General features: G+C 66.2%; 18 protein-coding genes and 1 other RNA gene. 15 read left to right on the top strand and 4 right to left on the bottom strand.

From position 1 onward, the window contains the following. Positions 1-2: 2 nt before the first annotated feature. Positions 3-1703 (bottom strand): thiamine pyrophosphate-binding protein, encoded by a 1701-nt coding sequence (locus ACL58G_RS30825; protein ID WP_440964304.1) that lies wholly within the window; start codon positions 1701-1703, stop codon positions 3-5. Between the two features lie 125 nt (positions 1704-1828). On the opposite strand from ACL58G_RS30825, the gene rnpB reads away from it, so the two are divergent. The 3 genes from rnpB to ACL58G_RS30810 all read left to right on the top strand — a co-directional run bounded on the left by rnpB (position 1829) and on the right by ACL58G_RS30810 (position 4277). After that, positions 1829-2168, top strand: an RNA gene (rnpB, locus tag ACL58G_RS30820) — RNase P RNA component class A. A 30-nt stretch (positions 2169-2198) separates the two neighbouring features. Beyond that, entirely contained in the window at positions 2199-3692 is a 1494-nt protein-coding gene (gene glpK / locus ACL58G_RS30815) for a glycerol kinase GlpK (RefSeq protein WP_440964302.1), read from the top strand. An 81-nt stretch (positions 3693-3773) separates the two neighbouring features. Further along, positions 3774-4277: a hypothetical protein gene (locus ACL58G_RS30810; protein WP_440964300.1), complete on the top strand. Its 504-nt coding sequence runs from the start codon at positions 3774-3776 to the stop codon at positions 4275-4277. A 2-nt stretch (positions 4278-4279) separates the two neighbouring features. Here ACL58G_RS30810 and ACL58G_RS30805 read toward each other — a convergent pair whose 3' ends face one another. Next, positions 4280-5527, bottom strand: a complete 1248-nt coding sequence (locus ACL58G_RS30805) for a type II toxin-antitoxin system HipA family toxin (protein ID WP_440964298.1) — start codon at positions 5525-5527, stop codon at positions 4280-4282. Next, positions 5511-5849 (bottom strand): helix-turn-helix domain-containing protein, encoded by a 339-nt coding sequence (locus ACL58G_RS30800; RefSeq protein WP_413344188.1) that lies wholly within the window; start codon positions 5847-5849, stop codon positions 5511-5513. The genes ACL58G_RS30805 and ACL58G_RS30800 overlap by 17 nt, the downstream gene beginning before the upstream one ends. A gap of 204 nt (positions 5850-6053) precedes the next feature. Here ACL58G_RS30800 and ACL58G_RS30795 point away from each other — a divergent pair, with 204 nt between their 5' ends. The 6 genes from ACL58G_RS30795 (at position 6054) to ACL58G_RS30770 (ending at position 11652) form a co-directional block, all read left to right on the top strand. Then, positions 6054-6512 (top strand): hypothetical protein, encoded by a 459-nt coding sequence (locus tag ACL58G_RS30795; protein ID WP_440964296.1) that lies wholly within the window; start codon positions 6054-6056, stop codon positions 6510-6512. A gap of 94 nt (positions 6513-6606) precedes the next feature. Next, positions 6607-6963, top strand: coding sequence for a hypothetical protein (locus ACL58G_RS30790; protein ID WP_440964294.1), 357 nt, complete (start codon positions 6607-6609; stop codon positions 6961-6963). A gap of 2 nt (positions 6964-6965) precedes the next feature. Next, a complete protein-coding gene (locus ACL58G_RS30785) occupies positions 6966-7874 on the top strand; it encodes a LysR family transcriptional regulator (protein WP_440964292.1) in 909 nt (302 codons plus the stop codon). Positions 7875-7973: 99 nt separating this feature from the next. Next, a complete protein-coding gene (locus ACL58G_RS30780) occupies positions 7974-9398 on the top strand; it encodes an MFS transporter (RefSeq protein WP_440964290.1) in 1425 nt (474 codons plus the stop codon). Between the two features lie 18 nt (positions 9399-9416). After that, positions 9417-9845, top strand: coding sequence for a YybH family protein (locus ACL58G_RS30775; protein ID WP_413386889.1), 429 nt, complete (start codon positions 9417-9419; stop codon positions 9843-9845). Between the two features lie 91 nt (positions 9846-9936). Beyond that, positions 9937-11652, top strand: a complete 1716-nt coding sequence (locus ACL58G_RS30770) for a methyl-accepting chemotaxis protein (protein WP_440964288.1) — start codon at positions 9937-9939, stop codon at positions 11650-11652. Positions 11653-11659: 7 nt separating this feature from the next. Here the strand turns inward: ACL58G_RS30770 and ACL58G_RS30765 are convergent, their stop codons facing one another. Beyond that, positions 11660-12610: an AAA family ATPase gene (locus tag ACL58G_RS30765; RefSeq protein ID WP_413386891.1), complete on the bottom strand. Its 951-nt coding sequence runs from the start codon at positions 12608-12610 to the stop codon at positions 11660-11662. Positions 12611-13087: 477 nt separating this feature from the next. Here ACL58G_RS30765 and mraZ point away from each other — a divergent pair, with 477 nt between their 5' ends. From mraZ to ACL58G_RS30735, 6 genes are read left to right on the top strand one after another with little or no spacing between them, the layout of a single operon-like run. Then, positions 13088-13516, top strand: a complete 429-nt coding sequence (gene mraZ, locus ACL58G_RS30760; RefSeq protein ID WP_036229930.1) for a division/cell wall cluster transcriptional repressor MraZ — start codon at positions 13088-13090, stop codon at positions 13514-13516. Positions 13517-13524: 8 nt separating this feature from the next. Then, complete coding sequence (gene rsmH, locus ACL58G_RS30755; RefSeq protein ID WP_440964285.1) at positions 13525-14499, top strand: 16S rRNA (cytosine(1402)-N(4))-methyltransferase RsmH; 975 nt, start codon at positions 13525-13527, stop codon at positions 14497-14499. Then, the gene (gene ftsL / locus ACL58G_RS30750) at positions 14496-14768 is read left to right on the top strand and encodes a cell division protein FtsL (protein WP_413339737.1); all 273 of its coding nucleotides are present in this window, start codon (positions 14496-14498) and stop codon (positions 14766-14768) included. Before rsmH ends, ftsL begins: the two co-directional genes overlap by 4 nt. Next, on the top strand, positions 14765-16534 hold the full coding sequence (locus ACL58G_RS30745) for a peptidoglycan D,D-transpeptidase FtsI family protein (protein WP_440964282.1): 1770 nt from the start codon (positions 14765-14767) through the stop codon (positions 16532-16534). The genes ftsL and ACL58G_RS30745 overlap by 4 nt, the downstream gene beginning before the upstream one ends. Then, positions 16534-18099, top strand: a complete 1566-nt coding sequence (locus ACL58G_RS30740) for a UDP-N-acetylmuramoyl-L-alanyl-D-glutamate--2,6-diaminopimelate ligase (RefSeq protein ID WP_440964280.1) — start codon at positions 16534-16536, stop codon at positions 18097-18099. The genes ACL58G_RS30745 and ACL58G_RS30740 overlap by 1 nt, the downstream gene beginning before the upstream one ends. After that, the gene (locus tag ACL58G_RS30735; RefSeq protein ID WP_440964278.1) at positions 18099-19565 is read left to right on the top strand and encodes a UDP-N-acetylmuramoyl-tripeptide--D-alanyl-D-alanine ligase; all 1467 of its coding nucleotides are present in this window, start codon (positions 18099-18101) and stop codon (positions 19563-19565) included. The genes ACL58G_RS30740 and ACL58G_RS30735 overlap by 1 nt, the downstream gene beginning before the upstream one ends. Positions 19566-19569 lie beyond the last annotated feature (4 nt).

Raw genomic sequence — 19569 nt, 5'->3', positions numbered from 1 at the left:
GATCAGCCCGCCTTGGCCGCCTGCGCGTTGCGGCGGATGGTGTCCAGGGTGGCGCCCGGCGTGATCAGGTTGCCGTCGTAGCGCAGCTCGATCAGCGCCGGCAGCCTGTGCGTGCGTGTGAACGCGATGGCGCGTTCGAGCGCCGGGCCGAAACCGGCCGTCGTCTCGACCGCCTCGCCGTGGCCGCCGTACGCTTGCGCCAGCGCGGCGAAATCCGGATTGTGCAGCTGCGTGCCCGACACGCGGCCCGGGTATTCGCGTTCCTGGTGCATGCGGATCGTGCCGAACATGCCGTTGTTGAAGACCAGGAAGATGACGCCGGCGCCGTACTGCACCGCGGTCGCTAGTTCCTGGCCCGTCATCATGAATTCGCCGTCGCCCGCGAAGGTGACGACGGTGCGCTCCGGCCGCACGATCTTGGCCGCCACGCCGGCGGGAACGGCATATCCCATCGCGCCGCTCGTCGGGGCGAGCTGCGTGCGCATCGCGCCGTAGCGCCAGAAGCGGTGCGCCCACGTCGCGTAGTTGCCGGCGCCGTTCGTGATGATCGTGTCGCGCGGGAGGGCGGCTTGCAGGTCCTGCACCATCTGCCACAGGTCCAGCGGCGCGGTGCCGTCCTTGAAGATCGGCGGCTGCTCCTGCCACGCGCGCAGCTCGGCCTTCGCTTCCTCGACCGTGTGGCGCCATGCCGATGCATCGACCGGCTCCATCGCCGCCAGCATCGATGCCGCCTGCGGCGCGCCGCTCGCGATCATCAATTCGGCCTGGTAGACGCTGCCCAGTTCTTCCGGATCGGGATGGATGTGCACGAGGCGCTGGCGCGGCACGGGCGATGCCAGCAGCGAGTAGCCGCTCGTCGTCATCTCGCCCAGGCGCGGGCCGAACGCGATCAGCACGTCGGCCTCTTTTACACGTGCGGCCAGCTTCGGATTGATGCCGATGCCGACGTCGCCCGCGTAGTGCGGGTGCTCGTTGTCCAGCAGGTCCTGGAAGCGGAACGCGCACGCGACGGGCAGGGCGTTCGCCTCGGCGAATTTCTGCACGTCGGCGCACGCCGCATCCGTCCACGTGCCCCCGCCCAGCAGCAGCAAGGGCTTTTTCGCTTGTGCCAGCAGCGTGCGCAGTTGTGCGATCTGCGCGGCAGACGGCGCGCCCTGCGTCGGCTGGTAGCGGCGCGTATCCGCGACTTGCGCGCGGGCCACGAGCATGTCTTCCGGCAGCGCGAGGACGACCGGGCCGGGACGGCCGCTCGTCGCCACCTGGAACGCGCGCGCCATGTATTCGGGGATGCGTTCGGCGCGGTCGATCTGCGCGACCCATTTCGCCATCTGGCCGTACATGCGGCGGTAGTCGATTTCCTGGAACGCTTCGCGGTCCATGAAGTCGGTGCCGACCTGGCCGATGAACAGGATCATCGGCGTGGAATCCTGGTACGCGGTGTGCACGCCGATGGAGGCGTTCGTTGCGCCGGGGCCGCGCGTGACGAAGCAGATGCCGGGCTTGCCCGTCAGCTTGCCGTAGGCCTCGGCCATGAACGCCGCGCCGCCTTCCTGGCGATTGATGACGAAGCGGATGTTCGAGTCGTGCAGCGCGTCGAGCACGTCGAGATAGCTTTCGCCGGGCACGCCGAAGGCGGTGTCCACGCCGTGGACCTGGAGCGCATCGACCAGGATCTGGCCGCCGCTGCGGGAGGGGTGCGTCATGGTGAGGTCATCCTTATCACGATGGAATTCGGGCATTCTATGCAACTCGCCCTGGGCTGGCTTTTCAAATAGCGACACGACCTTTCACAAATGGCAGCTACGTAATCCTGTACAATGCAGCCCGTGAAGCAGGCCAGACAGCCGCTGGTCCACGCCGCAAGGTCGTGGGCGGGAGGAAGGTCCGGACTCCACAGAGCGGGGTGACGGTTAACGGCCGTCCGCCGAAAGCCCGGCGCAAGCCGGGTATAAGGCGAGGAATAGGGCCACAGAGACGAGCGTATTAAGTTACGGTGAAACGCGGTAACCTCCACTCGGAGCAATTCCAAATAGGCACGCGTTGATGTTGCTCGCGGAGCGTGCGGGTAGGAAGCTTGAGCGCCGGAGTAATTCGGCGCCTAGAGGAATGGCTGTCATAGCGTCCGCAAGGACGTTACACAGAATCCGGCCTATCGGCCTGCTTTACACATGATTCACGGTCCGGGGAGCTCGACGACGATGCGTTACATCCTCGCCCTCGACCAGGGCACCACCAGTTCGCGCGCCATCCTGTTCGACCGCCAGGGCCAGGTCGTGCGCATCGCCCAGCAGGAATATCCCCAGCATTTCCCGCAGCCCGGCTGGGTCGAACACGACCCGCTCGACATCTGGAACAGCCAGCTCGCATGCGCGCGCCAGGTGCTGGCGGAGGCCGGCATCGATGCGGGCGACGTCGCCGCCATCGGCATCACGAACCAGCGGGAGACGACCGTCGTGTGGGACCGCCGCACGGGCGAACCGCTGTGCCACGCCATCGTCTGGCAGGACCGGCGCACGGCCGAACTCTGCGACGATCTGCGCGCGGCGGGCAAGGCCCCCCTCATCCAGCGCAAGACGGGTCTCGAACTGGATGCCTATTTTTCCGCGACCAAGCTGCAATGGCTGCTCACGCACGTGCCGGGCGCGCACGCGCGCGCGGAGCGGGGCGAGCTCGCGTTCGGCACCGTCGACAGCTGGCTCACCTATAAATTGACGGGACGCCACGTCACGGACGCGAGCAACGCGGCGCGCACGATGCTCTTCAATATCAACAGCCTGCGCTGGGACCCGGAACTGCTGTCTCTGTTCGGCGTGCCGGCGTCGATGCTGCCGGAAGTCGTGCCCAGTTCCGGCATCGTGGCCGACGCCGACCCCGCCTGGTTCGGCCGCGCCATCCCCATCGCGGGCATCGCGGGCGACCAGCAGGCGGCCACGTTCGGCCAGGCCTGCCACCGGCGCGGCATGGTCAAGAACACGTATGGCACCGGCTGCTTCATGCTGATGCACGCGGGCGACACGCCGCCGCAGTCGCACAACCGCCTGCTCGCCACCGTCGGCTGGACCGTGGGCAACCACACCGACTACCTGCTCGAAGGCAGCGTGTTCATGGGCGGCGCCACCGTGCAATGGCTGCGCGACGGCCTCGGCATCATCAAGCAGTCGGCCGACGTCGAGGCGCTCGCCCTGTCGGTGCCGGACAGCGGCGGCGTGATGCTCGTGCCGGCCTTCGTCGGCCTCGGCGCGCCGCACTGGGACCCGTATGCGCGCGGCACCATCGTCGGCATGACGCGCGGGACGACGGCCGCGCACATCGCGCGCGCCGCCGTCGAAGCGATCGCCTACCAGAGCGCGGAACTGCTGGCCGCCATGCAGAAGGACGCCGCCTGCGTCGTGCACGAAGTGCGCGCCGACGGCGGCGCCGCGCGCAACGACCTCCTGATGCAGTTCCAGGCCGACCTGCTGGGCGTGCCCGTCGTGCGGCCGCAGGTGACGGAGACGACGGCCCTCGGCGCCGCCTGCCTTGCCGGTCTCGCCGTCGGCTTCTGGTCGTCGCGCGACGAGATCGCGGCGCAGTGGAAGAGCGAGCGCCGCTTCGAGCCGCAGCTGCCGGCCGCGCGGCGCGACGACATGATGGCGCGCTGGTCGCGCGCGGTCGCGCATGCGCGCGCGTGGGCGGTGCCGGAACACCACTGACGCTCGCGTGCGGCCGCGCCGGCGCGGTTCGGGCACAATCGATGCAACCTTGTCATCGATGCGTTGCGACCGGAGGCGTCTTTGAAATTCCTGAAGTTTTTCTTTTCGACCGCGCACGCGGTGCTCGGCTTCCTGTTCGTGCTCGTGTCCGTGCTGATCACGGTATTGGCCGTGCAGACCGGCTGGCAGGCGGTCGGCGCCGAGGCCGAGGAGAGCGCCGAAATGGCCATCGAGGCGATCGGCCTGCTGGCCATCGCCGTCGTGTCGCTGCAGATCGCGCAGACCATCACCGAGGAAGAAGTCGTGCGCGACGCCCACATCAGCGCGCCCACGCGCGTGCGCCGCTACCTGTCGCGCTTCATGGTCGTCGTCGTGGTCGCGCTGTCGATCGAGGGGCTGGTCGGCACGTTCAAGGCCTTGCACGAGGAACCGGAACTGCTGCCGCACGCGGCGTCGGTGCTCGTCGCGGCGGGGCTGCTGATGGCCGGCTGGGGCGTGTTCATCCGCATGAACAAATCGGCGGAAGTGCTCGAGCCGGAGGCGATGGAAGCGGCCAAGAGCGAGGATGCGAAGGTGGACGAGTAGGGCTACGTGCCGCGCAGGAGCGCGAGGTTCGCCGTCATCCGCGCGTGCAGTGTCGCGCGCCAGTCGTCCGTGAGCCGCGCGGCGGCCAGCGGAAACGCCGCCTCGATGCGCGCCAGCAGCGCGTCGAGATACGCCGCGCAGGCGTCGCGCCCCGTGAAACCGAAGCGGACGGCGTCGCCGAGGATGGCGTCCCGCGCGATGTCGAAGCGCCCCCTGGACAGTTGCATGACCAGGCGGCGCGGCGTTTCTGCCGGATTCGGCACGACGTCGAACGCCGGCGCGAGGCGCCAGCCCTTGCGGCCTTGCCCATGGACGATCGCGTGGTTGCGCACATGGTCGTCGTCGTTGCCGCAGACGGCGTTGAAGACCATGCGGCCGAACAGTTCGATACCATCCTCCGGCGGTGCGCCGACCCGGCGCAATTCTTCGGCCAGGCGCGGGTAACTCCAGCGGTCGGTGTGGGCCGGATCGTCCGGATATTCCGCCTGCAGCAGGGACGCCGCGCTGACGCACATGAAGCGCCGGCCGCCGTCGCGATCGAAGCGGCGCACGCGCAGGACGCTGCGGCCTCCCGGCCCTGGATGCAGGACGGTTTCCACCACATCCAGCCCGCTCGCCGCGCCCCATTCGAGGGCGAAGTGTTCGAGGCGGGGGATGTCGGCCGGGTCCATCGGCATCCGCGGCTTGACCAGCCAGAAGGCGCCGGCGTCATCGCGTACGGTCGTCTTCGGACGCGCGCCGCCGACGCTGGCCGTCTGCACCAGCCGCCGCCGGATGGCGGGCCGGACCGGTGGCCGGTGTTCCGCCAGCGCGGCCAGTTCCTCGACCAGCTGGTCGAGCAGGGGCAAGGGAGGACTGTTCAGCGCCGCGCCGGAAAACCGGGGTGTCGACCCGACGGCGAGCGCGCCCCAGCGATCGATATTGCCGGTCTTGATCAGGTATTGCAACGGCGGGGCGTCGGCGGGCAGGTTGTATTCGCGCCGCAGCAAGGCCTGGCCCCAGGCATCCGGACACGCGTCGCGCAAGACGTCGTGCAATCCCCGGTAACGCCGGGTCCTGTACTGGGTGCCGGGTACGAACGGCAGGTTCACGGGATCGATCGCCCACGCAAGTCCGCTGTCGACATACGACGGCGCATACATGAACGTGCCTTCGCCGGGCGCGCTGGCCACGTAGCGGCCCACGGTGACCCATGCGCCGTCGTCCGGGCGCTGCAGGTACACGTACAACGGCTTAGAAATAATCGGCATCGGATGTGGCGCCTTGCTCCTGTCGCGTCGGCCGGACCCGCTTGCCCGGGGCCTTGCGCCAGAGTTCGGGTTTCAAGGCTGGCGTGGCTTCATCCGCCATGCCCAGGGTCAGCAGCGCATTCAGGTAGGCCCCGGCACCGACGCCCGGATCACCCCGCTCCAGGCGCCGCAGCGTGGCTTCCGAAATGCCCAGCCGGCGGCACAGGTCGGCCGCCGTGATGCGCTGCTGCATACGCTGCACATTGACGCAGCGGCCCCATTCGACCAGGCGCTCCTGCACGAGCGTCGGCCACATGTCGGCATTTGAAAGTTTTTTGGGCATGTTTCGAGGCTATCAAAGAACGCGTCTTACAGCAAGTAAGCGATTATCTATAAAGGCTTTGTTAAGAAAATGGTTTCATAGATAGCGTTTTATGGACTATAAACCGTTATCTATGAATGCCATGAGCAACGTTCGCGGACCCGTATGCAATCTGAACAGTGCGATTCCTTTTAATGGTGAAATTGTGAGAGCTTTTCGTTCACTTTGATCGATATACTGCCCGGTAATATTTCTTACCTTTCTTTTATGTTTGATGGGCAAATCATCCTTCCCGACCATGCCGATTTCGCGTGCCTGCTGAACCAGGTACTGGCCTGGTGGCCGGAGGAATTGACGGGAGATCCCGGCGCCGATGCCGGGGCGCGGCAATCGTCGGTGGCCCGGCTGTACGAAACCAGCATCGCGCCGCGGGCGATCCAGTCGGCCAGCATGCTGCTGTTACAGCTCGACTGGATCCTGTTCGGGATCGTCATGGATTTATCGCGCAAGGTGTCGCGGGTGCGCGTGCGGGATATCCGGCCGCAACTCATCAAGGATAGGTTCCACGCGCTGCTGACCCACAGCGCATTGCCGCAACTGCTAGGCGAAAAACAGTGGGATGGATCGTTCGAGCGCGATGAACTCGTCAATTATTTGCGTGTCGAGGACATGGCGACAGTGTGATGGCGCACCACGCAGACCGGGCATGCAAAATCGATGATGGCATCAGGGCGCGGCGGACCCGAGAATCGGGTTTTCCTCTTTCTCGAGAATGCTCATGTCCGCAGTATCGATGGTTGCGCTCGCGTGTATCGCCCTGAATTTCGTACGCGCGGGCTGCGCTCACTTTCTCCGTTTCCGTGAAATGTGCAGTATGCTGGCCGTCCGCGGCTGGCCCGCGCCCCGGGCGATGCTTGCCGCCGGGTCGGCCGTGCAGATCGTGGCCGGCCTGGGGTTGCTCTGGCAGCCGTCGCGCCACGCCAGCGCGATTGCATTGCTCGCCTTTACGACCTGCGCCAGCGTAACCCTGCTCGACTTCTGGCGCCTGTCGGGCCGGGAGCGCGTTGGCGCCGCGAACGGTTTTTTCAGCAACGTGGCGGTCTGCGGAGGCTTGCTGCTGGCGTCGATTTTGTGAGGATGGCACACATGACGATCGGTCCCGACTGGGATGACCTGCGCGTCCTGCTCGCGGTTGCGCGGCATGGTTCTCTCAACGGTGCCGCGCGCGTCCTCGGCCTGACCCAGCCGACCGTGAGCCGCCGCGTGGCCGCCATCGAAGGGCGTCTCGCCATCCAGTTGTTCGACCGCGACATGTACGGCATGGTGCCGACCGCCGCCTGTGCCGGACTGCTCGCCGGCCTGGAGCGCATGGATGCCGAAGCACAAGGTGTGCTGCGTAAGCTGGCGGCGACCGGGGACGGCCTTGAAGGCGCGCTGACGATTACCAGCATCGACTGGCTCGGCGCCGCCTTCGTGGCGCCCCTGCTGGCACGCTTCGGCGCGCAGCACCCCGGGTTGACGCTGCGGCTCATCAACGAAAAGCGCAATTTCAATCTGGCGGCCCGTGAGGCGGACTTGAGCGTGTCGTTCCGCCGGATCGAACAGGACAACCTCATCCAGCGTCGCCTCGCCACCGTTCCCTACAGCCTGTTCGCCGCTCCCGGCTACATCGAACGCCACGGTCTGCCGGACCCGGCGCAGCAGGGGCGCGGCCACCGCCTCGTGTTGATCGAACCGCGGGAGGACGTCTTCCTGCACGACGCATGGATCCGCGCGGTGCTGCCCGATGCGCACGTCATACTGCGGGCCGGCGACATGCATACGGTCGTGGCCGCGACGCTGGCCGGGGAGGCGATCGGACACGTGCCCCGTCCGCTGGGCGAATCGTTCGCGCAGTTGCACCGCCTCGTTGTTCCGGCGTCCGATCCGGCACTCGACCTGCGCCTCGGCTTCCACGCCGACATGCGCGAGAACGTCCGCTTGCGCGCGCTCGTCGATTTCCTGGCGGCGGAATTGCCGGCCCGGCTGGAGCGCACGCCGTCCTGACGCGTCCGCCCTGCACGCGCGTGGCCGGGGCATGCAAAATCGATGATGGCGGAGGCGCCGGCGCCGCTTCGATAATGCCCGTGTCAACAGGAGGAACCCATGACCGACACGACATCATCGACGTCCGCGCCGCGCGGGCGCCACCTCGCCGCGCTCGCCTTGCTGGCATTTTCCCACCTCATCATCTCGCTCGACTACACGATCGTCTTCGTGGCCCTGCCATCGATCCGCACGGCCCTCGGCTTCACGCCGCAGACGTTGCAATGGGTGGTCAGCGCGTACATCGTTCCGTATGGCGGGTTATTGCTGCTCGGCGGCCGCGCGTGCGACCTGTTCGGCCGGCGCAGCATGCTCGTCGCCGGCTTCACGCTGTTCGGACTCGCGTCGCTCGCAGGTGGCCTGGCGCCAGGCCCGGGGTTGTTGCTCGCGGCGCGCGCCGTGCAGGGCGTCGGCGCGGCCCTGCTGTTTCCGGCCACGCTGTCGCTCATCACCGTCAACTTCGCGGAGGGACGGGCGCGGCATTTGGCCCTGTCCGTCTGGGCCGGCGTGGGCGGCAGCGGCATGGCCCTGGGCGCGCTGGCCGGCGGCCTGCTGACGGAGATGTTCGGCTGGAGTGCCATATTTCTCGTCAACGTCCCGCTCGCCGTTGCCGGGGTGCTGGCCGCCTTCCTCGTGATCGCACCGGACGGGGCACGCACCGGGCGCCGCGATGTCGATGCGGCCGGGGCGCTCGCGGGCACCCTCGGCATGACGTTGCTCGTCTACGTGCTCGTACGCGGTCCGGAGCATGGCTGGGACGCGGCGCCCATCCTCGCGGCGGGGCTGGCGGCCGTGCTGCTGCTCGCGGGATTCGTCGCCATCGAACGGCGCGCCCGCGACCCGCTGCTGCCGCCGTCCCTGTTCGCGGCACCTGGCCTGGCGCCGGGCCTTGCCGTGATCCTCATGTTCAGCGCCACGTTCGGCTCGCTGTTGTATTTCCTGGCCCAGTATTTTCAAGCCGTGTTGCGCTTCCCGGTATGGCAGGCCGGACTGGCCTATGTACCCCTGTACTGCGTCATCATCGTGATGTCGTCGCTGGGTGGACACGTTGCGGGCCGCCTGGGCCTACGGCACGGTCTGCTGATCGGCCTGGTATCCGGCGGCGTCGGCATGCTGCTGACGGCCTGGGCGATGGCAGGCGCGAGCGGTTATACCGGATTGCTGCCTGGCCTGCTGTTGTACAGTGCCGGCATGGGCATGACGTTCACGGTCATGTTCGCGACGGCGACGACGGGCGTGCCGGCCCATCGGCAAGGCGTCGCTTCCGGTGCGGCGTCGACCTGCCAGCAGCTGGGCAGTGCGGTGGGCATCGCGCTGCTCGTGCCGCTGTCGCAAGGCGGACCGGACATGGCGCACGCCCTGGCAGCCGTCCACGTCACGGCTGCGCTGGGCGTCGCCGCCATGATCGCGATCGTGGTATGGCGTGTGCAGCCGCGCCTGCCGGCCGGCCGTGAGATCACGCTGGACATTGAAGTGCATAAATAGATATCGATGAGGATCCAAATGACACTCCTGGCACGACCCGACGATGCACCCCACGCATTCCAGGCCATCTGGAACAGCCATGACATGACAGCCTTGCGGACGTTGTTCCATGACGACGCGACGTTCGTGAACCGGTTCGGCCGCTACGTACGCGGCATCGACGCGATCGTCGACATGCATGTCCCGATCCACGCCACCGTCTACAGCGATTCCACGCTCGACAACGAATTGATCGACGTGATCCCGATCGGCGCCGACGCGGCGGTCGTGCACTTCTGGAGCCGCCTCGCGGCCGGTCCGGCGCATCCGGCCGGTGCGCACGCCGTCGATACCCTGATTCTTGCCGTGCTGACGCGGCAGGCCGGCGCCTGGCGCATCAAGGCGCTCGAGAACGTCACGCTGACGAATCCGAAAACGGGGGAAACGGTTCTGAGAAACACCGCCTGAGATTTTCGTACTGGCAACATCGACAGGTATCAAACAATGCTTTATTGCAATCATGTATGCTACCGGCTGGTCCTGACGAATGGAAGGCGGCATGAATATCAAACACTGGAAAATTGGTAATCGGCTGGGCGGCGCATTCGGACTGCTGCTCGTGTTGCTGGGGGCATGCATCTGGTTCGGCATTGCCAGCCTGCACTTGTTGAACGAAGGTACGTCGAAGATCGTCGACGAGGATTATCCGAAGACGGTCCTCGCCTACGAAAGCCTCGACGTCGTGAACCGCAATGCCCGCGCCATGCGCAATATGCTGTTGTGGGACAAACCGGAGGAAGTGGCGCGGGAACGGCAGACCGTGCTCCAGAACAGGCAGGAAAACACCGTCAATCTCGACAAGCTGGCGGCACTGATCAAATCCGACGAAGGCAAGGTCAAGCTGAAAGCCGTGCAGGATGCGCGGGAGGTGTACCGCACGTCGCAGCAGGCCTTTCTCGACATGATGGATGCCGGTAAAAAACCGGAAGCCGCGGCCTTCCTGCTGACCCAGGTGCGCAAGGACCAGCGCGGCTATTTCGACGCCGTGCGGGAATTGATCAAGTTTCAGGATAGGCGCGTGCTCGACAGCGGCCACCGCGCCGAGGAGACCTACCAGTCGACGATCGCCTGGCTGATGGGATTGGCGGCCGTCGCGCTCGTGCTCGGCACGGTCGTGGCCGTCTGGATCACGCGTTCGATCACGCGGCCGCTGCGGCAAGCCGTCGACGTGGCGCGCACCGTGGCCACCGGCGACCTCGGCACGCGGATCGAGGTGCACTCGGCGGACGAAACCGGCCAGTTGCTGCAAGCCCTGCGCGACATGAACGAAGCGCTGGTCAATATCGTCGGAGAAGTGCGTAGCGGCACGGAGACCATCGCGTCCGCGTCGCAGCAGATCGCGTCCGGCAACGCCGACCTGTCGTCGCGCACCGAGGAGCAGGCGTCGTCGCTGGAAGAAACGGCGTCGTCGATGGAAGAACTGACGTCGACGGTGAAACAGAATGCGGACAATGCGCGCCAGGCGAACCAGTTCGCCGTATCCGCATCGGAAGTGGCGGAGAAGGGCGGCGCGGTGATGGCGGAAGTGGTCGACACCATGGGCGCGATCAACGAATCGGCGCGCGAGATCGTCGACATCATCGCGGTCATCGACGGCATCGCCTTCCAGACCAATATCCTCGCGCTGAACGCGGCCGTCGAAGCGGCGCGCGCCGGCGAGCAGGGACGGGGTTTTGCGGTGGTGGCGTCGGAAGTGCGCAGCCTGGCGCAGCGCAGCGCGGCGGCCGCGAAGGAAATCAAGGCGCTGATCGACAACTCCGTCCAGAAGGCGGACGACGGCAGCAGGCTCGTCGACCAGGCCGGGACGACGATGCGCGACGTGGTCGAGAGCATCCGCCGCGTGGCGGACATCATGGGCGAGATCAGCGCCGCGAGCCAGGAACAGACCGACGGCATCGGGCAGGTACAGCTCGCGATTTCCCAGATGGACCAGGCCACGCAGCAGAATGCCGCGCTCGTCGAGGAAGCGGCCGCCGCGTCCGAGCAGCTGCGCGAGCAGGCATCCAAGCTGTCGCAGACCGTCGCCGTGTTCCGGCTGGGTGGTGCGCATGACCGGGCCGCGACTGTGCCCGCCGTGCAGCCGAAACAGGCGGCGCCGGCCATCGCGCCGCCGGTGCGGAAGAAGCCGGCCGCGCCGGCCAAGGCGTCGGCAGAGCGGCCGCGTGCCAGGCATCTGGCCGGTGCCGGCGCGGGCGACGAGTGGGAAGAGTTCTGATCTTTGATTAGAACCCGATCCGCCCCTTGCCCGGCGTGGGCTTGAGGCGGATGTCGTCCACCTTCACGTGCGCGCGCCCGTCCGCGACCGCATAGCCAAGCCCATCCAGTAACGTCTTGCGCAGGTCGCGCGGCGACACGCCCGCGAGCTTGTCCAGCACGCCGTCGCCCAGGAGCGGATCGAACGCCGCCAAATTCAGCTCGCGCAGCAGCCCGGCATACATGCGCTGGGCGATGCCGGCGGCCTGTTCCGGCGTCGGTGCCGGGACTTCGTAGACGGCCATCCGGTTCAGCAGCGGGTGCGGAATGCCTTCGGTGGAGTTCGCGGTCAGCACCCAGAAGATCTGCGAAGCGTCGATGTCGACGTCGATGAATTCGTCGCGGAACGCGCTGGCCGTTTCCGGCTCCAGTAACTGATACAGCGCCGCGAGCGGGTCGGATTGCGAAGAGCCCGTCGCCTTTTCCACCTCGTCCAGCACGATCACCGGATTCGCGAACTGCCCGCGCACGAGGCGTTCGGCCACCTTGCCGCACTTGGCCCCGCGCCAGCTGGCCGAGCTGCCCGTGATGACGAAGCCGGCCGACAGCGCATTCATGCTGATCAGCTCGCAGTCCGTGTGCATGACCTTCGCCAGGCGCTTGGCGAAATGGGTCTTGCCCACGCCCGGGCCGCCCAGCAGCAGGATCGGCATGACGTTAAAACCCTTATCGCCGGCATGGGCCAGGCGCAAATAGCGCGCGAGGTCGTCCAGCACTTCGTCGAAATTCGGACATTCCTCGAACAGCGGGTCGAGGGCGTCGATGGAAGAGGGGGTGGTGACGAAACGTTCGGCGCCGGTCTCGAGCATGCGTTCGTAGAACGCTTCGAGCTCGGGCGAACGTCCGCGGCTACGGTCGAGCGCGCCCTGTACTTCATTGAGATCGTAGACGGCACGGCTGCGGGCCAAGGTAAGGCTCATGGCAAAACTCCTGCACGATAGTACGGACTCACTTATACTACTGGGCTCCCCGAAAAAACCGCCAAGCGAGCCGGAAACGGCCGGGTGATCGCCTCGCTTTCATTCTAACGCGCACGTGATCGAATCGCGCTTTCTGCCGTGCTGTCTGTGTTGCCATATGGCAACCTACCGACAGTCAAGTCTTGTCCTTTATTAAGGGTGAAACACATGTGTGCAGATGAGGTCGCACATGCATTGTTTTACCTAAGTGCCTAATTTTGCTCAACATTTTTACTTGAGGTTCCGTCAAGTAAGTTCGCTAAGTCATTGGTTTCATTGGCAATTTCGCCGTTTTCTAAACGTGAATTCGCTTGACCACAGACAACGCTTCCTCTAAAGTGGGAAACGGTGGCAAAAAGTGCAGTTTTGTGGGAGATCGGTGTATCTCCCGGCGCCTAAAAATAATCAGACTGATAACTCTCCAAAACTAGGTACAACGTGTTTCAGGGCGCGTCAGCGATCAATCTCGATGCCAAAGGACGGATGTCAATACCGGCCAAGCATCGCGACGCCTTGATGCAGCAATGTGAAGGCCGTATGACGCTCACGAAACACCCACATGGTTGCCTGTTGTTCTTCCCGCGCCCGGTGTGGGAAGAGCATCGCGAACAGATCGCCGCCTGGCCGATGTCGGCGCGGGCGTGGCAACGCATTTTCCTGGGGAACGCCTGCGATGTCGAGATGGACGGCGCGGGTCGGGTGCTCATTTCGCCCGAACTGCGCAATGCAGTTGGATTGGAGAAGGAAGTGATGATGCTCGGGATGGGGACCCATTTCGAGATCTGGGACGCCGCCAAGCTGGCGGAAAACGAGGCCCAAGCCGTCGCGGGTGGCATGCCCGATGTCCTTTCCAATTTCTCCTTCTAAGGCGCCGCATGAATGTGACTCAGCCGGTGCCCGGTTTGCAGCATCGTACGGTGCTGCTGGATGAAGCAGTCGATGCACTCGCCCTCGAAGGCGAGCGCGCTGCGGGTACTTATATAGATGGCACGTTCGGCCGCGGCGGTCATAGCCGGCTGATCCTGTCGAAACTGGCGCCCCAGGGGCGCCTGATCGGTTTCGACAAGGATCCCCAGGCGATCGCGACGGCCGAGCAGATGAACGATCCGCGCTTCTCGATCGTGCACGACAGCTTCGCGACGATGCGCGAAGCGCTGGCGGCACGGGGCGTGCACCAGGTCGACGGCATCCTGCTGGACCTGGGCATCTCCTCGCCCCAGGTCGACGATGCGAGCCGTGGATTCAGCTTCCGCAACGATGGGCCCCTGGACATGCGGATGGATACGACACGGGGCATTTCCGCCGCCGCCTGGCTGGCCGAAGTGCCGGAGAGACAACTGGAAAAGGTGATTCGGGATTATGGAGAAGAACGGTTTGCTTTTCAGATTGCAAAGGCGATTGTTGCTGGCCGGGCAGTCGAACCAATTTCAACCACACGACAGCTTGCCGCAATCGTGGCAAACGCGGTCAAAACCCGGGAGAAAGGCAAGGATCCGGCAACCCGCACCTTTCAGGCTATCCGGATTTTCATCAATCAAGAGCTTGAGGACCTTGAAGCAGGTCTGAACGCCGCCTTCGAACTGCTGAAGCCCGGCGCTCGCCTGTCGGTGATCAGCTTCCACTCGCTGGAAGACCGCATGGTCAAGCAGTTCCTGGCGTCGAAGGCCAAGGTCGAGCAACCGGATCGCCGGTTGCCGATCCGCGCCGTCGACTTGCCCAAGCCCTTGATGAAGTTGATCAGCAAGACGAAACCGTCCGACGTGGAAGTCGGCGCCAACCCGCGCGCCCGTTCGGCGGTGCTGCGCGTGGCCGAGCGGCTGGGAGTGGACGCGCCGGAGGGAGCCCGATGAGCGGCAAGCTGAACGTCGTGCTGACGGTGCTCCTCGTCGGCTGCGCGCTGTCGGTCGTGAACGCGCGCTACCAGGCGCGCCACCTGTTCATCGACCAGGAAAAGCTGCTGCAGCAGCAGCGCCAGCTCGAGATCGACTGGGCGCAGCTCCAGCTCGACCAATCCACCCTCGGCAAGAACGAGCGCATCGAACAGATCGCGCGCTCGCAGCTGGACATGGCACCGCTGTCCCCGGCGCGTACCCAATACCTGACGGAAGGCGGTAAATGAAGGCCGGCACCAACGGATCCCGCGTCGCCGCCGCCAAGGGCGTGGCGTTTTCCAAGAGCCCCGTGCTGGCCGTGCGCCTGCCCGACTGGCGCTCGCGCGTCGTCCTGTTCGTGCTGTTCGCCGCGTTCCTCGCGCTGGCCGGGCGCGCGCTGTGGCTGCAAGGCGTCTCCAACCAGTTCCTCCAGAAGCAGGGCGCGAGCCGCTACGAGCGCACGCTCGAACTGCCGGCCACGCGCGGCAAGATCTTCGACCGCAACGGCATCGTGCTCGCGTCGTCGCTGCCCGTGAAGGCCGTGTGGGCGATCCCCGAGGACGTGCTGAATTCGCCGCGTCCGAAGCTGCGCGAACTGGCGCAGCTGCTCGACCTGCCGGAGGCCGACCTCTTGAAGAAGCTCGATTCCGACCGCACCTTCGTCTACCTGAAGCGCCAGGTGGAGATGGACGTCATCGCCAAAATCGAGAAGCTCGGCATCGACGGCATCGACACCCGCAAGGAATACAAGCGTTACTACCCGCAGGGCGAGGTGATGGCGCACATCGTCGGCTTCACGAACGTCGAGGACGTGGGCCAGGAAGGCATCGAGCTCGCGCAGCAGAAGAACCTCGTGGGCCAGACCGGCAGCCGGCGCGTGATCAAGGACCGCCTGGGCCGCATCGTCGAGGACGTGGGCCTGTCGCGCGAGCCGCACGACGGCAAGGACCTCACGCTGTCCGTCGATTCCAAGCTGCAGTACATCGCCTTCAACAGCATCAAGGACGCGGTGGAGAAGTTCCACGCCAAGGCCGGCGCCGCCCTTGTGCTGGACGTGCACACGGGCGAGGTGCTGGCGCTGGCCAACTGGCCCACGTATAACCCGAACGACCGCTCGCGCCTGACCGGCGAGCAGCTGCGCAACCGCGTCATCACCGACACGTTCGAGCCGGGTTCCACCTTGAAACCGTTCACCGTCGCGCTGGCGCTGGACAAGGGCCTGATCAAGCCGACCACGCTGTTCGACACGGGCAACGGCCGTTACCAGACCGGCGGCCACACGATCCGCGACACGCATCCGCACGGCGTCATCGACGTCACCACGATCATCCAGAAGTCGTCCAACATCGGCACGACCAAGATCTCGGAGATGCTGTCGGCCCAGGAGATGTGGGAGATGTTCACCAAGGTCGGCTTCGGCCAGGCGCCGCGCTACGGTTTCCCCGGCGCCGCGGCCGGCCGCGTGCGTCCCTACAAATCGTGGCGGACCGTCGCCAAGGCCAACATGTCGTTCGGCCAGGGCATCTCGATGTCGCTGCTGCAGCTGGCGCATGCCTGGCTGATCTTCGCGCGCGACGGCGACGTCATCCCGCTGTCGTTCCAGAAGGTGACCGAGAAGCCGGTCGGCCAGCAGATCATCTCGCCGAAGACCGCGGCCCAGGTCCGCACGATGGTGGAATCGGTGGTGAGCCCGCAGGGTACGGCGTCGCAGGCGCAGGTCGCCGGCTACCGCGTCGGCGGCAAGACCGGCACGGCGCAGAAAGTCATCAACGGCCGCTATTCGCAGACGCACTACGTCGGCAACTTCGTCGGCATCGCGCCGATGTCGAACCCGCGCTTCGTCATTGCCGTGATGATCGACGATCCGTCCGGCCCGTTCCACACCGGCGGCGCGGTCGCGGCGCCGACGTTCGCGGCGCTGGCCGCGAATGCGCTACGGGCCGCCAACGTGCCGCCCGACTCCACGGTCACCGACATCATCATTCCCGAACATCCTCTCGAGGAGAGTAATTGATGGCCGAGACGCCGAACATCGTCCAGTGGATCAAGGCCGCCGCACCAGGCGGCCGTCTCGTTTCCGACTCGCGCCGCGTGCGCGGCGGCGACGTGTTCTTCGCCTATCCGGGCGAGGCCGCCGACGGCCGCCGCTTCATCCGCTCCGCCATCGAGAACGGCGCCGCCGCCGTCGTGTTCGACGACCGCGATTTCGCCTGGGAGTCGGACGCGCAGGCGTTCGACAAAACGCTGGATGTGCCGCATCTCGCTGCGCGGGACCTGAAAAAGAACGCCGGCCCGATCGCGCATGCGTACTACGGCGCGCCCGATGCCGCCATGTTCACCGTCGGCGTCACGGGCACGAACGGCAAGACGTCGTGCGCGCTGTGGACGGCGCAGGCGCTCGCTCACTTGAACGAGACCACGGCCGTCATCGGCACGCTGGGCGTCGGCCTCGTGCGCGGCCGCGCCGAACCGGAATTCGACGTCACCGGCTACACGACGCCGGACGCCGTGCTGCTCGCGTCGGAACTCGCCAGGCTGCGCGACGCGGGCGCGACGTCGCTCGCGATCGAAGTGTCGTCGATCGGCCTCGTCGAACACCGCACGGCGGGCATGCACTTCGACGTGGCCGTGTTCACGAACCTCACGCGCGACCACCTCGACTATCACGGCGACATGGCGGCGTACGAAGCGGCGAAGCGCCAGTTGTTCGACTGGCCGGGCCTGAAGACGGCGGTCGTCAACCTGGACGACGAAGCGGGCGTGCGCATCGCGCGGCACCTGCGTTCCGCGCGTCCCGATGTCGCCGTCCTCGGCTACACGCTGCGCGCGGTGCACAAGGGGGGGCAAATGCGACCGGAGCTGGACGGCGTCGCCGTGCTGCGCGCATCGAGCCTGCGCAGCCGCCCGAACGGCAGCGAATTCCACATCGAGTCGCCGTACGGCAGCGCGGTCGCGCGCACGCACATGGTCGGCCACTTCAACGCGAGCAACGTGCTGGCCGTGCTGGGCGCGCTGCTGGCGAAAGGCGTCGACTTGCGCGCCGCGCTCGACGCCGTCGAGGCGCTCGTGCCGGCGCCGGGCCGCATGCAGCAGCTGGGCGGCCAGGATACGCCGATGGTCGTGATCGATTATGCGCACACGCCGGACGCGCTGGAAAAGACGCTTGAAGCGCTGCGCCAGGTCGCGCAGGAGCGGGGCGGCCAGCTGTGGTGCGTGTTCGGCTGCGGCGGCGACCGCGATCCGGGCAAGCGTCCGCAGATGGGCCGCATCGCCCAGATGGCCGAGCACGTGCTCGTCACGAGCGACAACCCGCGCAGCGAGGAGCCGCGCGCGATCATCGAGCAGATCGTGGCCGGCATGGACCCGCACCATCCGGCGTCGACGCACCAGGCCATCGAGGACCGCGCCGCCGCGATCCTGTCGGCCGTGAAGCATGCCGCCAAGCCGGACGTGATCCTGCTGGCGGGGAAGGGCCATGAGCCGTACCAGGAAATCAAGGGCCGGAAGATTCCGTTTTCCGATGCCGACCACGCCGCGCTGGCGCTGACCGCGCGGCTCACCATGATGAGGACTGTCTGATGATTCGTGGCTCGATCGAGCAAGTGATGTCGTCCATCGAGGGCGCGCGCGTCACGCGCGACGCGTACTTCCAGGGTGTGTCGACCGACAGCCGGCAGGTGATGCCGGGGTCGCTGTTCGTCGCCCTGCGCGGCGACCGCTTCGATGCGCACGACTTCCTCGGCCAGCTGGTCGACAAGCCCGTCGCCGCCGTCGTCGTCGACAAGCTCCCCGACCACTATCCGCTGCCGGCCATCGTCGTGCCGGACACGCTCGTCGCGCTGGGCCGCATCGGCAACTTCTGGCGCCGCCGCTTCGCCATCCCCGTCATCGGCGTCACCGGCAGCAACGGCAAGACGACGGTCAAGGAAATGATCGCGTCCATCCTCACGGCCGCCTTCGGCGCGGAGGGACGCCTGGCCACGCAGGGCAACCTGAATAACGAGATCGGCGTCCCGCTGACCGTGACGCGCCTGACGGAAGCGCACCAGGCCGCCGTCGTGGAACTGGGCATGAACCACCCGGGCGAGATCGCGCGCCTGGCCGCCATCGCCGCGCCGACCGTCGCCCTCGTCAACAACGCGCAGCGCGAGCACCAGGAATTCATGCACACCGTGGAAGCTGTCGCGCGCGAGAACGGCGCCGTGCTGCAGGCGCTGCCGGCGGACGGCGTGGCCGTGTTCCCGGGCGACGACGAATACACCGACCTGTGGCGCGGGCTGGCGGGCGAGCGCGAAGTGCTGACGTTCGGCCTGACCGACGATTGCGATGTGCGCGCGACGTACACGACGACAGATTTCGGCAGTGAGCTCAAAGTTACGTCGTTCCCGCGGAAGCGGGAACCCATGCCGAGCGCGCAGGACCAGCAAAATGCGCCTCAACCCGACGTCAGCATGGGCCCCCGTTTTCACGGGGGCGACGCGGCTGAGTTTACGATCAAGTTGAACGCCGCCGGCGTCCACAACGTCCGCAACGCGCTGGCCGCCACCGCCTGCGCGCTCGCGGCGGGCATCCCCGTCGATGCCGTCGTGCGCGGCCTGGAAGCCTTCGCGCCCGTGAGCGGCCGCCTGCAGCGCAAGCAGGCCGCGAACGGCGCCACGATCATCGACGATACGTACAACGCCAACCCCGACTCAGTGCGCGCCGCCATCGACGTGCTCGCGCAGTACCCGTCGCCGCGCATCCTCGTGCTGGGCGACATGGGCGAGGTTGGCACGCAAGGACCTGAGTTTCACCAGGAAATCGGTGCGTATGCCGCAAGCCGCGGCATCGACACCGTGCTCGCGACCGGCGAACTGGCTCGCCACATGACCGGATCGGGAGCGCAACACCACGAGCAGTTCGACGAATTATTGGCAGCACTGGATCAAAAACTGGGCAGCAAATCTGACGCAACTGTGTTGGTGAAGGGCTCGCGCTTCATGAAGATGGAACGCGTGGTCCAACACCTGACCGCATCAACCAACACCGGCAAGGAAGCCCACTAGACTT

The sequence above is a fragment of the Massilia sp. GER05 genome (assembly GCF_052056005.1).
Lineage (GTDB): Bacteria > Pseudomonadota > Gammaproteobacteria > Burkholderiales > Burkholderiaceae_D > Telluria > Telluria orientalis.
The sequence above is the reverse complement of the archived record's forward strand: the minus strand, read 5'-3'. Positions and strand labels throughout refer to the sequence as shown.